Genomic DNA, 14,448 nt, shown 5'->3' on the forward strand with positions numbered 1-14,448 from the left:
ACCCGCCGGGCAGCCGGCTAGGCCAGCGCCGTACGGGGCGCCACGCAGGGCCGGACCAGCGGGGACAACGCCACCAGGTAGCAGGCGGCGGCCAGCGGGATGAAGGCCAGGTCGGCTCCGCTGGCGACGGTGCCCAGCAGCATCAGCACCGGGCTCCACCAGCGCAGCGCCCGCCCCGCGCCCGCCGAGGCCGCGACCAGCAGCGCCAGCAGGCCGACGTAGAACAGCATCGGGCCGACCTGGTAGACGGCCGGGAGCACCCCAGGGACGTCCTGCACCCGCTGGAACAGCCGTTCCTGCTCGGCCTTGTCCGCCGCGGCCAGGCCGACGCACAGGTCGATCCCGATCTGCACCAGCGAGGCCGCCAGGCCCGCGAACGCCGTCCCCAGCGCGGCGTTCGCGGCCAGCCGACCGGCGGTGGTGCCGCGCGGGGCGAGCAGCCGGCGCAGGGCCAGCAGCACCGGGGCGAACAGCAGCAGGCCGGCGAACATCGCGGTGTGCCCGGCGGTCCAGCCGAGGCCGGGCTCGCGGGAGCCCGGGACCAGGCGGATGCCGCCGTAGAGGGCCATCAGGGCGGGGGCGCCGACGACGGCGTAGGCGGTGAGGCGGGTGTTCCGGGTGGCGTTCATCTGACGATCTCCTGCGGTGTCCGGGGTCCGTTCCGACACCCCAGAGCCTCCCGGCCGGGCCCCTCGTCGCGGATCGCCCGCACCGGCGAACCCGCCCCCTCCCCCGCAGGAGGGAGTCGCTCAGGACTCCCCCGCCACCACCGCCCCGGCCTCGTACGCGAACACCACCGCGTGCACCCGGTCGCGCAGCCCGAGCTTGCTCAGCACGTTGCTGACGTGGGTCTTCACGGTGTGCTCGCTGACCACCAGCTCGGCCGCGATCTCCGCGTTGGACAGCCCGCGCGCGATCAGCCGCAGCGTCTCCTGCTCGCGCACCGTCAGCTGCTCCAGCAGCTTGGACGGCGGCCGCACCGGCCGCTCCCGGCCACCCGGCCGGCGGGCGGCGAACTCGCCGATCAGCCGCCTGGTCACCGAGGGCGCGAGCAGCGCCTCCCCCGAGGCCACCATCCGCACCCCGTGCGCCAGGTCGTCCCGCCGGACGTCCTTCAGCAGGAAGCCGCTGGCGCCCGCGTACAGCGCGTCGAAGACGTAGTCGTCCACGTCGAAGGTGGTCAGCATGATCACCTTGGTGGCCGGGAACTCCGCGCACACCCGGCGGGCCGCCTCCAGGCCGTCCATCACCGGCATCCGGACGTCCAGCAGCAGCACGTCCGGGCCGTGCGCGCGCACCGCCTCGACGGCCTCGGCGCCGTCGCAGGCCTCGGCCACCACCTCGATGTCCGGCTGGGCGTCCAGGATCATCCCGAACCCGGCCCGCACCAGCTCCTGGTCGTCCGCGACCACCACCCGTATCGGCGTCATCCGCCCACCCTCTCCACCACGCCCGCCGGCCCCAGCGGCAGCCGGGCACTCACCAGGAAACCCCTGCCCTCCGGCCCCGGACCGGCCTCGGCCCGGCCGCCGCAGGCCGTCGCCCGCTCGCGGATGCCGACCAGCCCGCGCCCACCGGACCAGCCGGCCACCAGACGGCCCGCGGTCAGCGGCACCCCGCGGCCGTTGTCGGAGACCACCACCTCCAGCACCTCGCCGGTGCACCGCACCCGGATCGCGACCCGGTCGGCCCCGGAGTGCTTGACGGTGTTGGTCAGCGCCTCCTGCACGATCCGGAACGCGGCCGCCTCCACGTCCACCGGCAACCCGGCCGGCCCGTCGGCGAGTTCGAGGTCCACCCGCAGGCCGGCCTGGCGCACCCGCTCGGCCACGTCGGCGAGTTCGGCCAGCCGGGGCTGCGGCGCCAGCTCCCGCTCGGCGTCCGGGTCCTTCAGCACCCCGAGCACCCGGCGCAGTTGGACCATCGCGTCGCGGCCGGCGTCGGCGATGGTGTCGAAGGCGCGGATCGCCCGGTCCGGGTTGTCGCGCACCACCAGCGGCCCGGCCTCGGCCTGGATGACCATCAGCGACACCGCGTGCGCCAGGATGTCGTGCATCTCCCGGGCGATCCGGGCCCGCTCCTCGGCCACCGCCCGCGCCGCGTCGCTGGCCGCCCGCACCCCGGCGTCCCGCGCCCGCTCCGCCTGCATCCGGGCCAGCTCCCGCTGGGTGCGCACCAGGGCGCCGAAGACGAAGGAGCCGCCCGAGGTGAGCACGCTGAACAGCGCGCCGTTCGGCGAGTGGGTGCCGATCACGTTGGCGACCACCACCACCGCCAGCACCGGCCAGCGCTGCCGGTCCGGGAAGCGCTCCGCCACCGTGTACATCCCGATCACCGCGTACAGCGGCACCTGCGGGTTCGCCGAGTGCGCCACCACCGACAGCACCAGCGAGGGCGCGCTGCCGAGGATCAGCAGGGTCAGCGTGGCCCGGCGCCGCCAGGGCAGGAACAGTGCGGTGGACGCCGCCAGCAGGTACACCCACCAGGGCCAGTCCGTGTCGTCGTTGTAGACCGACCAGAGCGACACCCCTGCCGAGCAGACCGCCAGGAAGGTGTCCAGCACGTACGGGCTCAGCCCGGCCGTACGGCTCCGCCAACGCGCCGCGTGCTCCACCGTCGTACCTCCCCCGTACCCGGGGAACCCGCCCCCGCGGAGAAGATCATGCCCTACCGGCAGAACGTCCGGCACCGCCCGGTCAGACACCGCTGACCGTCACACCGCCGGTCTCCGCCCGGGCGGTGATGGTGTGCGCCGCGCCCGGCTGCGAGGGGACGCCCACGTCCGAGCCGCCCTCCCGCGCCTCGGCGGTCACCGCGTACGCCGCCCCGGACGGCACCGCCAGCCGCACCCCGCCGTTGCCGACCCGGGCGTCCAGCGCGGTCGGCGCCGCCGCGAAGTCGGCCCGCACCCCGCCGTTGGTGGCGCTCAGGCGCGCCGTCGGGGAGGTCAGCCCAGTCGCCTCGACCCCGCCGTTCTCCACCGCGGCGTCCACCTCGGCGGCCAGCCCGGCCAGCCGCACCCCGCCGTTCTCCTCCTTGATCCGCACCTTGGTGCCGGCCGGCACCCGCACGGTGTAGCCGACCCCGCAGGAGTCGCAGCTGTACGCGAGCCGCAGCACTCCGTCCTTCACCTCGTGGGTGGTCCTCGGCGCGCTCCCCCGGTAGCTCTGCCGCTCGACGACCTGCACCGAGTCCCCGGCGCCGGTGACCTCCACGCCACCGTTCTCCGCCTCGACCACCAGCTCCTTGACCTGCTCGGCCACCCCGTAACTCACCGTCCGGTGCTCGTCCGACTCCCAGAACGGCAGGCACCCCTGCATCCCCAGCACCACCGCCGCCGTGATCGCCACCGCGCCCAGTACCCGCTTCATGTCCGGCCCCCTTCTCCAGCCCCGTCATCCCGACACCGAGAACCCTGCCGCGACCACCCCTCGTCGTACCTCCCCCGCCGGAGCGGTTCGCCCGGCTCCCCCACGCGGGGGATGACGGGCAATTCACGGATTCACCGGCGCGGACGCCGCTGCGCCGGTAACTTGTTTGCCCGCGCTCAACCCTCCCGGCCCACCCCTCCCGGCCCCGGGCCCGAGCGCGCCGAGGCGAGGACGACGAGGGCTGACAGCAATGGCCAACACGCCGCCGGGCGGACCGGGCACCGCCACCGGCCACGGCCTCGACGACCGGGTGCCGTTCCTGGCCCGGCTCGACCACGCCGACCGCACCGCCCTGCTCGCCCTCGGCCACCGGCTCGCCTACCCCGCGCGCTCCACCGCGCTGCGCGAGGGCGAACCCTCCGACCACGTCCTGCTCGTCCTGCACGGCTGGCTCAAGGTGACCGCCCTCGCCGAGAACGGGTACGAGGCCCTGCTCGCCCTGCGCGGACCGGGCGACATCGTCGGCGAATCCGCCGCCCTCAGCGGCCGGCCCCGGGCCGCCACCGTCACCGCGCTGGAACAGGTCGAGGCCGCCGCCGTCGACCGCGCCGCCTTCACCGCCTACCTCCAGCGCACCCCCGCCGCCTCGATGCAACTGCTCGCCCTCGCCACCGACCGGCTGCGCGCCGCCGACCACCACCGGCTCAAGTTCGCCTCGCTCAGCGTCAGCGAACGGCTCGCCGACCTCCTGCTGGAACTCGCCCGCACCCACGGCCGCCGCACCGCCGAGGGCATCGTGGTCTCCGTCCCGCTCAGCCAGCAGGAACTGGCCGGCTCCGTCGGCGCCTCCCGGGAGGCCGTCGCCCGGCTGCTCAAGTCCCTGCGGGAGCGAGGCATCGTGGCCACCAGCCGCCGCTCCCTGGTCATCGCGCGCCCCGACCTGCTCCGGAGGCCCGGTCAACTCCGCTGATCCGCACAGGGGTTCTGTGCACACCGTCACAGAGCGAGTACCTCAACGGCGCTCACACCAGGACGCCCGCAACGGGCAGGCTGAGCCGCGACGACGAACCGAGAGGCGACCATGACCGACCCGGTGAACCACACCATCCTGCTGCTGGACATCGAGCAGTTCGGCAGGCGGGACGACGTCGAGCAGGCCTTCATGCGCCGCATGCTCTACTCCGTCCTGCACGAGACGCTGCGCAGCGCCGGGGTCGAACCCGCCGAGCAACGCCTGGAGGACCGTGGCGACTCCGTGATGGCCCTGATCAGCCCCACCGTCCCCAAAGCCCGGCTGCTGCACGCACTGATCAACGAGACCCCCACCCTGCTGCACGCCAACAACCGCCTCGCCGCCGACAGCGCCCGGGTACGGCTGCGGATCGTGCTCGCCTCCGGCGAGGTCGCCGTCCAGGAACTCGGCGGAGCCCTTGGCGGCGCCGTCGGCTGGGACCTCAACCAGGCCTTCCGGCTGCTCGACTCGACCGCCCTGCGGGAGGCACTGCGCCACCGGGACGGGCCCTGCGTCCTCGCCGTCTCCGAGGCGCTCTACCAGGGCATCGTCCGGCACGGCCACGGCGGTCTGGCCCCGGAGGCGTTCCACCGGGTCACCGTCCAGGGCAAGGAGGGCGACTTCCCGGCCTGGCTGCACGGCGAACCCGCGCCCACCACCGACCCCGGCACCTACGGCGCCGCCCCGATCGCCCAGGCCGCGCCCGTCCCGGCCGCCGCCCCGATCGCCCACGCCGCGCCCGTCCCGGCCGCCGCCCCGGCTCCCCAGGCCGCCCAGCAGGCCGCCACCTTCCAGTTCCTCGGCGGCAACCCCGCCTTCGGCGGCAACCTGATCGGCGGTGACCAGCACATCGTCTCCGGCGGCGAGGTCCACGGCGACGTCAACACCGGCAACACCGTCGGCGGTGACCGGTGACGGCCACCCCGGAGGCGGACGCCGCCCAGGCACCGGCCGCGCCACAGCCCGGCACCGACCAGAAGCCCAACGAGCCCGCGGAGGAAGCGGCCGAACCCCAGGAGGCACCGCCCGAGCAACCCCAGAACGCCTGGGAAGCGGCCCAGGAGCTTCTGGAGCACGTCCCGGAGGCCTTCGCCAGCCAGGGCTACCTCTTCGCCGGCGGCAGCCCTCGCTTCGGCGGCGATCTGGTCGGCGGCGACCAGCACACGGTCTCCGGTGGCCAGGTCCACGGCGATGTCGTCACCGGCCACAAGACGGTCTACCAGATCGACTACCAAATCGGCTCGGCCTTCGGCACCCCGCTGCACAGCTCCGGCGAGATCCCCGAGATCGAACTCTCCACCCTGGCGGAGGTCTTCCAGGACGGTCCGACCTTCCAACAGGCCCTCGACGTGCTCCGTGACCACCGAGTGCTGATCCTCACCGGTCACGCCGACAGCGGACGCCGGTCTGCCGGTCTGATGCTGCTGCACCGGCTGGGCGCCCGCCGGATCCGCAACCTCGATCCCGACATCTCGCCCACCGCGCTGCTCACCGGCGTCGAGCGGGCCGAAGGCTACCTGCTGGCCGACTACATGACCTCACGCGCCCGGCCTCTCCGTCGGCCCGATCTCGACCGCCTCCGCGAGACCCTCACCAAGCAGGACGGCTACCTGGTCATCACCTCCGTCCGCTCCGGCAGCTTCCGCGACCTGCCAGTCGTCGACTGGCAGCCTCCTGGCCCGCGCGACGTACTCACAGCCCACCTGAACGTCCTGCTCTCCGGCCAGCCGACCGCGCACGTCGACGAGTTGCTCGCCCTGGAGCCGGTCGAGGGTTTCCTCGCCAGGACCCGGCCGATCCGGGAACTGGCCGAGTTCGCGGTTCCATTGGCCGAGTGCTCACCCCTGGCGTCCGAACACCCAGCGCTCACCGACTTCGGCCAGGGCGTCGTCAAGGAGCAGGTCGGACGCTGGTTCGGCGACTCCGAGCTCCCGCTTCGCGAGAAGGCGTTCCTGCTCTCGCTCGCCGTCTTCGACCATGCTCCGTACGCCCTCACCGCCGAACTCTCCGATCAGCTCTTCCGTCGCCTGGAGACGATCGCCACGCCCTACCGGAAGGAGGGGATCCCCCCGTTCGGGAACTCGATCGAAGGGCGGCTGGCCCTCGCCCGAGCCGAGCTGACCGAGGAGAACGAGCAGACCCCCTGGGGGCCAGTGCCACAACGCATGGCCTCCTTCAGTGATCCCCGTACGTCACACACCCTGTTACGCGAGACCTGGACCAGCCACCCCTCCGCCCGACCGGCGATCCTCGCCTGGCTCAACGCACTCGCCACCGACACCCGTGCGCTGGTCCGCACCCGGGTGGCCTCCACGGTGGCGCTGCTCGCATCCGTCGACCTGACATCGGCGATGAGCAGGCTGCTCGGCCCCTGGTCCGAGTCCAAGGACTTCCGGCTCTGTCTTCAGGCGGCCAACAGCCTCGTTCTCGCCTACTACGCCGGCACCGCGGCCGTACCCCGCATCCTGCGGGACTGGTGCGAGGACGACAACGAGCGCCGCCGCTGGACCGCCATCCGCGGATACGCCCTGCTCGGCCATCTGCTGCCGACGCAGGCCCTGGAGGCCATCGTGATGGCCTCCAGCCGACTTGCCGAGGACGAGTTCGAGGGCCTCTTGGACGATGTCCGCCCTGACGAACAGGCCGATGACGACGAACAGGCCGACCGCTACCAGGCGCTCGGGCTGGTGGAAGCCACCGAGCTACTGCTGCTGTCCACCGAGGGGCCACAGGTTCTGGCCACCATGGTCAACTGGCTCTCCGATTCCGACCAACTTCGCCATCTCGCCCTGACAACCTTCCTCACCGCCGCGCAACGGTCCGAGGACACCGCCATCGCCGCCGGCCGGCCGCTGCTCCTGGGCTGGTACGCCGAGAGCCCGCACCCCGATCCCGGCGGCCCCGTGACGATCACCGCCCTGCCGACGCCGGAGAAGCCTCCGTACGTCCGGGGCTTGCTGGTGACGATGTGGCGCAGTGCGCTGGCAGACCGCGGCTACGGCAGTTCGGCCCTGCGTGTCATGCGTGACTGGCTGCTCAGCTCCATCGAGCAACCGCAGACCGAGGCTGAACTCACCGAGCTCTTCGACGATCTGGCCGTCACCGACCGCGACCGCGAGCGGCTCGCCCACCTCATCCGCACCGTCCACGACGGTAGGCGACCGCCGACCACACCCACCAGCTGACGACCCGTCCCGATCCTGGAGCACCCGCGCATGTCGGCACGACACCGCCCCGACCTCCCCGCCGGCGACCTCATCGACCCGGTCCTCAGGGTCCACCCGCTGGGCCGCGCGCTCGGCCTGCCCAAGCGGCCGGACGCCCGGGCCGACTCCGCCCTGGTCCTGACCACCCCGTCCGGTGAGCACCAGGTCTTCCTGCCGCCGCACCGCCCGGGCTTCAGCGATCTGGTCGGCCGCGGCTACCAGGCCGCGTTCGAGGTCGACCTCGGCCTGCACCACCTGCGGATGACGGAGCGGCTGCCCGGCCGGGACGACGTCGGCGCCTTCGAGGCCGTGGTGGAGGTCGACTGGCAGGTCACGGCCCCGGAGCTGGTGGTGGCCAGCCGGATCGGTGACGTCCCGGCCCTGCTCGTCCCCCGCGTCCGGCAGCGGATGCGGGCGGTCACCCGCGGCCTCACCACCGACCGGAGCGCGGAGGCCGAGTCCGCTGTCCAGCAGGCACTGGACGAGTACCCGATGGCCGAGGCCGAGGGCCTGCGGGTGCGCTGCGCCGTCCAGTTGGACCTCGACCAGGCCGCTCGCGACCAGAAGGAGCGGCTGCGCGGCTACCACTTCGACACCCAGGCCCACCCGCACGCCCTCCGGCATGTCCAGGAGGCGAACGAGGTCCTCGCCGCGAAGGCGAAGTTCTACCAGTACCACCTGGAGCAGGGCGGGGTGACCGCCTGGGCCCTCCAGGTGGCCGCCCACCCCGAGGACCTGCCGCGGGCGCTCGGCTACCTCAAGGACGAGCAGCAGGAGCTGGTCCAGGGCCAGCTCCACCTGATCCAGCGGCTGCTCGACCAGAACGCCCTGGAGGACTTCGAGCTGGACGGCCCACGGCAGGACGCGAAGGCCGCGCTCGAAGCCATCCTGCGCCACCGGCCCGCCGGCCCGGACGCGCCCCGGCTCGACAAGGGCCCCAACCCTCCGCCGGCGCCGTGAAGTCGCCGTGAAGTCGCAGTAGCCCGAGGAGGCCCACCGTGTCCGCTCCGCCCGCCCCCGGCCCACCACCGCCACCGCCACCGCCCGGTACCGCCCTGCTCGCCGAGCTGCGCACCGAGATCGCCCGCGCGGACAGCAAGGCCGCCGTGCTGGTCGCCGCCCTCGGCGTCATCGTCGGGGTGCTCGGCGGCCTGCTCACCGGCAACGGCTGGGCGCCGCAGCAGCTTTCCGGCGCCGCCGCGGTGCTGCTGGCCCTCGGCGGTCTGGGCATCGCCGTCTCGCTGGTCTCGCTGCTGTTCGCGGTGCTGCCCCGCTTCCGGCGCAGCACCTGGCGCCCGGGCCGCCCGCTCGGCTACTTCGGGGACATCCGGCTGGCCGCCGAACAGGGGCTGCTCGCCGACGCCCTGGCCGACACCGAGGCCTTGGCCGCCGAGGCCGTCCGCACCGCGCTCGCGGAGAACAGCCTGATCGTCTCGCGGAAGCACTCCTGGGTACGGGTCGGCATCCTCGCCTTCGGCGTCGGCCTGTTCCCGCTGGTCACCGCCCTGTTCCTGGGCTGACCGGGCCCCCTCACACCCGTCCACCACCGTACGGACGCCGCTGCCGCGCGCGTCCCGTCCCCGAGGACCTCGCCATGACCGAACCGACCTACCCGGACGCCCCGCCGCCCCACTACCCCGCCGGTCCCCCGGCGCAGCACCCGACCGTTCCGCCGCAGTATCCGCAGGCCGCTCCCCAGTACCCCGCCCCGGCACCCCCGCCGCCGCAGTACCCCGCCACCGCCGCTCCCCAGTACCCGACGGCACCCCCGCCCCAGTACCCCACCGCCGCCGTCCCGCCCCAGTACGCTCCCCCCGCCCACCCCCAGCACCCCCAGCACTCCCCGCAGCAGCCGCAGCAGCCGCCCCGCATCCCCGCCCAGGGCTCCGCCCCACCGCCGGCCCCGTCGCAGCCCCCCGCGCTCGACCCCACCGTCGACATCGACCCGCACACCGGCCGGATCCACCTGGCCACCCGCCAGCGCGGCGCCGACGCCACCGCGGTCGGCCAACTGGTGTTCCAGCTCCCGCACTTCCTGTGCAGCCTGCTGGTGGTGATGCTGGTCTCGCTGCTCCTCCCGGAGCCGCTCAACCTGGTGCTGATCGGCCTCTGGCTCGCCTCCGGCGCGCTGGTCTTCCACCGCCCGACGGAGAAGGTCCTCGCCCGCTACCTGTTCCGGATGCGTCCGGCGCTGCACTCCGAGCTGACCAGGCTGGAGCCGATCTGGCACCAGGTGACCGCCAGGGCGGGGGTGAACCCGGCGACGTACGACCTGTGGATCGAGGACCACAAGGCGGTCAACGCCACCGCGGCCGCCGGCCACATCGTCGGCGTCACCCGGTACGCGCTGGAGACCCTCCCCGACGCCCAGCTGGCCGCCGTGCTCGCCCATGAGCTGGGCCACCACCGCGGCGGTCACGCCTGGGCGACCCTGCTGGGCTACTGGTACTCGATGCCGGCCCGGATCGCCTGGGCGGTGTTCCGGATCGCGGCGGTGATCGCGTTCCGGATCGCCTCGGTGTTCTCGCTGCTCGGCGCCCTCGTGGTCGGGCTGGTCTCGATCGTCCTGGTGGTGGCCGTGGCGGTGTCCTTCCCGCCGCTGCTGCTGGTGCTGGTCACGCCGTACCTGCTCGCCGCGGTCGGCCGCCGCTCCGAGCTGCGGGCGGACGTCCAGGCCGCCGAACTCGGTTTCGCCGACGCCATGATCGAGGTCTTCCACGGCTTCCTGCGGGACGAGGAGCAGGCCATGGCGATCGCCGCGCGGGAGAACGGCGGCCTCGCCGTCCGGCCGGGCCTCGGCCGGCGGCTGCTGTCCAGCCACCCGGACACCCACACCCGGATCCGCCGCCTGGAGGACTGGCGCGCGGCCACCGCCTCCCGATAGCCGGAAACGCCGCAGGGCGGCCACCCCGTGAGGGGTGACCGCCCTGCGATCGGTGACGCTCGACTCAGCCGCTGTACGGGCCGTAGTCGTAGTCGTCCAGCGGAACCGCCTGGCCGGAGCCGGCGCCGAAGGGCGACAGGTCGTAGTCGTCGTAGCCGACGGCCGAGTACATGGCGGCCTTGGCCTCCTCGGTCGGCTCGACCCGGATGTTGCGGTAGCGGGGCAGACCCGTACCGGCCGGGATGAGCTTACCGAGGATGACGTTCTCCTTGAGGCCCAGCAGCGGGTCCGACTTGGCGTGGATCGCCGCGTCGGTGAGGACCCGGGTCGTCTCCTGGAAGGAGGCGGCCGACAGCCAGGACTCGGTGGCCAGCGAGGCCTTGGTGATACCCATCAGCTGCGGACGGCCGGAGGCGGGGTGACCGCCCTCGGCGACCACACGACGGTTCTCGGTCTCGAAGCGGCCGCGCTCGACGAGCTCACCCGGGAGCAGCTCGGCGTCGCCCGACTCGATGATCGTCACGCGGCGGAGCATCTGCCGGATGATGATCTCGATGTGCTTGTCGTGGATCGACACACCCTGCGAGTTGTAGACCTTCTGGACCTCGGCGACCAGGTGGACCTGGACGGCACGCTGGCCCATGATGCGCAGGACGTCGTGCGGGTTGGTGGCACCCATGGTCAGCTTCTGGCCGACCTCGACCGCCTCGCCCTCGCTGACCAGCAGCTTGACACGCTTGGAGACCGGGTAGGCGATCTCGTCGGTGCCGTCGTCCGGCGTGATGACGATCTTGCGGGTCTTCTCGGTGTCCTCGATCCGCGCCCGGCCGGTGGCCTCGGAGATCGGGGCCACACCCTTCGGGGTACGGGCCTCGAAGAGCTCGACGACACGCGGCAGACCCTGGGTGATGTCGTCACCGGCCACACCACCGGTGTGGAAGGTACGCATGGTCAGCTGGGTACCGGGCTCACCGATGGACTGGGCGGCGATGATGCCGACCGCCTCACCGATGTCGACCAGCTTGCCGGTGGCCAGCGAGCGGCCGTAGCAGAAGGCACAGGTGCCGACGGCCGACTCACAGGTCAGGATCGAGCGGGTCTTGACCTCGCTGATGCCGTGGCGGATCAGCTCGTCGATCAGCACGTCACCGAGGTCGGTGTTCGCGGTGGCCAGCAGCTTGCCGTCGACGGTGATGTCCTCGGCGAGCATGCGGGCGTACACGCTGGTCTCGACGTCGTCGGCCTTGCGCAGCACGCCGTCGGCGCCCACGGAGCCGATCGCCAGCTTCAGGCCGCGCTCGGTGCCGCAGTCCTCCTCGCGAATGATGACGTCCTGGGAGACGTCGACCAGACGACGGGTGAGGTAGCCGGAGTCGGCGGTACGGAGGGCGGTGTCGGCCAGACCCTTACGGGCACCGTGGGTGGAGATGAAGTACTCCAGCACGGTGAGACCCTCACGGAACGACGCCTTGATGGGTCGCGGGATGGTCTCGTTCTTGGCGTTCGACACCAGACCACGCATACCGGCGATCTGGCGCATCTGCATCATGTTTCCACGAGCACCCGAGTCGACCATCATGAAGATGGGGTTCGTCTTCGGGAAGTTCGCGGCCATGGCCTCGGCGACCTCGTTGGTCGCCTGGGTCCAGATGCCGACGAGCTCCTGCTTGCGCTCGTCGTTGGTGATCAGACCGCGCTCGTACTGCTTCTGGACCTTCTCCGCCTTGGCCTCGAAGCCCTCCAGGATCTGGGGCTTGCTCGGCGGGACGATGACGTCCGAGATCGAGACGGTGACACCCGAGCGGGTCGACCAGTGGAAGCCGGCCGCCTTCAGGTTGTCCAGGGTCGCCGCGACGACGACCTTGGGGTAGCGCTCCGCCAGGTCGTTGACGATCGCGGAGAGCTGCTTCTTGCCCACCTCGTAGTCGACGAACGGGTAGTCCTCGGGCAGCAGCTCGTTGAAGAGCGCGCGGCCCAGGGTGGTGCGCAGGCGGAAGGGCTCGCCGTCGAACCAGCTCGGCTGGCCCTCCTCGTCCACCGGCGGGGTCCAGCCGCGGGGCGGGACGGTGCCGGCGCCGAGGCGCAGCTCGATCGGGGCCTGGACATCCAGCTCGCGGGCGTCGAAGGCCATGATCGCCTCGGCGGTCGACGAGAAGGTGCGGTCGGCGCCCTTCACGTTGTCGCGGTCCGAGGTCAGGAAGAACAGACCGAGCACCATGTCCTGGGTCGGCATGGTGACGGGGCGACCGTCGGCCGGCTTCAGGATGTTGTTCGAGGACAGCATCAGGATGCGGGCCTCGGCCTGCGCCTCCGCGGAAAGCGGCAGGTGGACGGCCATCTGGTCACCGTCGAAGTCCGCGTTGAACGCGGTGCAGACGAGCGGGTGGATCTGGATGGCCTTGCCCTCGACCAGCTGCGGCTCGAAGGCCTGGATGCCGAGGCGGTGCAGGGTGGGCGCACGGTTCAGCAGGACGGGGTGCTCGGCGATGACCTCTTCGAGCACGTCCCACACGACCGGGCGGGCACGCTCGACCATGCGCTTGGCCGACTTGATGTTCTGCGCGTGGTTCAGGTCGACCAGGCGCTTCATCACGAACGGCTTGAAGAGCTCCAGCGCCATGGCCTTCGGCAGACCGCACTGGTGCAGCTTGAGCTGCGGGCCGACGACGATGACCGAACGGGCCGAGTAGTCGACTCGCTTGCCGAGCAGGTTCTGGCGGAAACGACCCTGCTTGCCCTTCAGCATGTCGCTGAGGGACTTCAGCGGGCGGTTGCCCGGGCCGGTGACCGGACGGCCGCGGCGGCCGTTGTCGAACAGCGCGTCGACGGCCTCCTGGAGCATGCGCTTCTCGTTGTTCACGATGATCTCGGGGGCACCGAGGTCGAGCAGGCGCTTCAGGCGGTTGTTGCGGTTGATGACGCGGCGGTACAGGTCGTTCAGGTCGGAGGTCGCGAAGCGGCCACCGTCCAGCTGCACCATCGGACGCAGGTCCGGCGGGATGACCGGGACGCAGTCCAGCACCATGCCGTTGGGCTTGTTGCTGGTCTGCAGGAACGCGGAGACGACCTTGAGGCGCTTGAGCGCACGGGTCTTCTTCTGGCCCTTGCCGGTGCGGATGATCTCGCGGAGGCGCTCGGCCTCCTCCGCCAGGTCGAAGGTCTCGAGGCGGTCCTTGAGGGCCGCCGCGCCCATCGAGCCGGAGAAGTAGGTGCCGAAGCGGTCGCGCAGCTCGCGGTAGAGCAGCTCGTCGCCCTCGAGGTCCTGGACCTTGAGGTTCTTGAAGCGGGCCCACACCTCGTCGAGGCGGTCGAGCTCGCGCTGCGCGCGGTCGCGCAGCTGCTTCATCTCGCGCTCGGCGCCCTCGCGCACCTTGCGGCGCACGTCGGCCTTGGCGCCCTCGGCCTCCAGCTCGGCCAGGTCGGTCTCGGCCTTCTTGGCGCGGCCTTCGAGGTCGGAGTCGCGGCGGTTCTCGATCTGCTGGCGCTCGACCGAGACGTGCGCCTCCAGGGACGGCAGGTCGCGCTGGCGGCGCTCGTCGTCGACCCAGGTGATCATGTAGGCGGCGAAGTAGATGACCTTCTCGAGGTCCTTCGGCGCCAGGTCCAGCAGGTAGCCGAGGCGGGACGGCACGCCCTTGAAGTACCAGATGTGGGTGACCGGGGCGGCCAGCTCGATGTGGCCCATCCGCTCGCGGCGCACCTTGGCGCGGGTCACCTCGACGCCGCAGCGCTCACAGATGATGCCCTTGAAGCGGACGCGCTTGTACTTGCCGCAGTAGCACTCCCAGTCCCGGGTGGGGCCGAAGATCTTCTCGCAGAAGAGCCCGTCCTTTTCCGGCTTCAGGGTGCGGTAGTTGATGGTCTCCGGCTTCTTGACCTCGCCGTGGGACCACTGGCGGATGTCGTCGGCGGTGGCCAGGCCGATGCGGAGCTCGTCGAAGAAGTTGACGTCAAGCACTGGTCGTCAAGCCCTCT

11 protein-coding genes are annotated in these 14,448 nt (G+C 72.1%); 6 read left to right on the plus strand and 5 right to left on the minus strand.

Annotation, left to right across the window (positions count from 1 at the left end):
- Positions 1 to 17: 17 nt before the first annotated feature.
- The 4 genes from ACZ7BZ_RS13150 to ACZ7BZ_RS13165 form a co-directional block, all read right to left on the minus strand.
- Complete coding sequence (locus ACZ7BZ_RS13150; RefSeq protein ID WP_470358397.1) at positions 18 to 629, minus strand: hypothetical protein; 612 nt, start codon at positions 627 to 629, stop codon at positions 18 to 20.
- A gap of 120 nt (positions 630 to 749) precedes the next feature.
- A complete protein-coding gene (locus tag ACZ7BZ_RS13155) occupies positions 750 to 1,430 on the minus strand; it encodes a response regulator (protein WP_470358398.1) in 681 nt (226 codons plus the stop codon).
- The gene (locus tag ACZ7BZ_RS13160) at positions 1,427 to 2,614 is read right to left on the minus strand and encodes a sensor histidine kinase (protein ID WP_470358399.1); all 1,188 of its coding nucleotides are present in this window, start codon (positions 2,612 to 2,614) and stop codon (positions 1,427 to 1,429) included. Before ACZ7BZ_RS13160 ends, ACZ7BZ_RS13155 begins: the two co-directional genes overlap by 4 nt.
- 82 nt (positions 2,615 to 2,696) lie before the next feature.
- Positions 2,697 to 3,371 carry a DUF4097 family beta strand repeat-containing protein gene (locus ACZ7BZ_RS13165; protein WP_470358400.1) on the minus strand — a complete coding sequence of 225 codons (675 nt, stop codon included), beginning with the start codon at positions 3,369 to 3,371 and terminating at the stop codon, positions 2,697 to 2,699.
- A gap of 250 nt (positions 3,372 to 3,621) precedes the next feature.
- On the opposite strand from ACZ7BZ_RS13165, the gene ACZ7BZ_RS13170 reads away from it, so the two are divergent.
- The 6 genes from ACZ7BZ_RS13170 to ACZ7BZ_RS13195 all read left to right on the plus strand — a co-directional run bounded on the left by ACZ7BZ_RS13170 (position 3,622) and on the right by ACZ7BZ_RS13195 (position 10,473).
- Positions 3,622 to 4,341: a Crp/Fnr family transcriptional regulator gene (locus tag ACZ7BZ_RS13170; RefSeq protein ID WP_380459400.1), complete on the plus strand. Its 720-nt coding sequence runs from the start codon at positions 3,622 to 3,624 to the stop codon at positions 4,339 to 4,341.
- A 111-nt stretch (positions 4,342 to 4,452) separates the two neighbouring features.
- Positions 4,453 to 5,298 (plus strand): PAS domain-containing protein, encoded by an 846-nt coding sequence (locus ACZ7BZ_RS13175; protein WP_470358401.1) that lies wholly within the window; start codon positions 4,453 to 4,455, stop codon positions 5,296 to 5,298.
- Positions 5,295 to 7,568: a hypothetical protein gene (locus ACZ7BZ_RS13180; RefSeq protein WP_470358402.1), complete on the plus strand. Its 2,274-nt coding sequence runs from the start codon at positions 5,295 to 5,297 to the stop codon at positions 7,566 to 7,568. Before ACZ7BZ_RS13175 ends, ACZ7BZ_RS13180 begins: the two co-directional genes overlap by 4 nt.
- Positions 7,569 to 7,598: 30 nt before the next feature.
- The gene (locus ACZ7BZ_RS13185; protein WP_470358403.1) at positions 7,599 to 8,549 is read left to right on the plus strand and encodes a hypothetical protein; all 951 of its coding nucleotides are present in this window, start codon (positions 7,599 to 7,601) and stop codon (positions 8,547 to 8,549) included.
- Between the two features lie 38 nt (positions 8,550 to 8,587).
- Positions 8,588 to 9,109, plus strand: coding sequence for a Pycsar system effector family protein (locus ACZ7BZ_RS13190; protein ID WP_470358404.1), 522 nt, complete (start codon positions 8,588 to 8,590; stop codon positions 9,107 to 9,109).
- A 74-nt stretch (positions 9,110 to 9,183) separates the two neighbouring features.
- On the plus strand, positions 9,184 to 10,473 hold the full coding sequence (locus tag ACZ7BZ_RS13195; RefSeq protein ID WP_470358405.1) for a M48 family metalloprotease: 1,290 nt from the start codon (positions 9,184 to 9,186) through the stop codon (positions 10,471 to 10,473).
- Positions 10,474 to 10,537: 64 nt separating this feature from the next.
- Here the strand turns inward: ACZ7BZ_RS13195 and ACZ7BZ_RS13200 are convergent, their stop codons facing one another.
- The gene (locus tag ACZ7BZ_RS13200; RefSeq protein ID WP_470358406.1) at positions 10,538 to 14,431 is read right to left on the minus strand and encodes a DNA-directed RNA polymerase subunit beta'; all 3,894 of its coding nucleotides are present in this window, start codon (positions 14,429 to 14,431) and stop codon (positions 10,538 to 10,540) included.
- Between the last annotated feature and the right edge of the window lie 17 nt (positions 14,432 to 14,448).

The sequence above is a fragment of the Kitasatospora sp. NPDC036934 genome, from assembly GCF_055608425.1.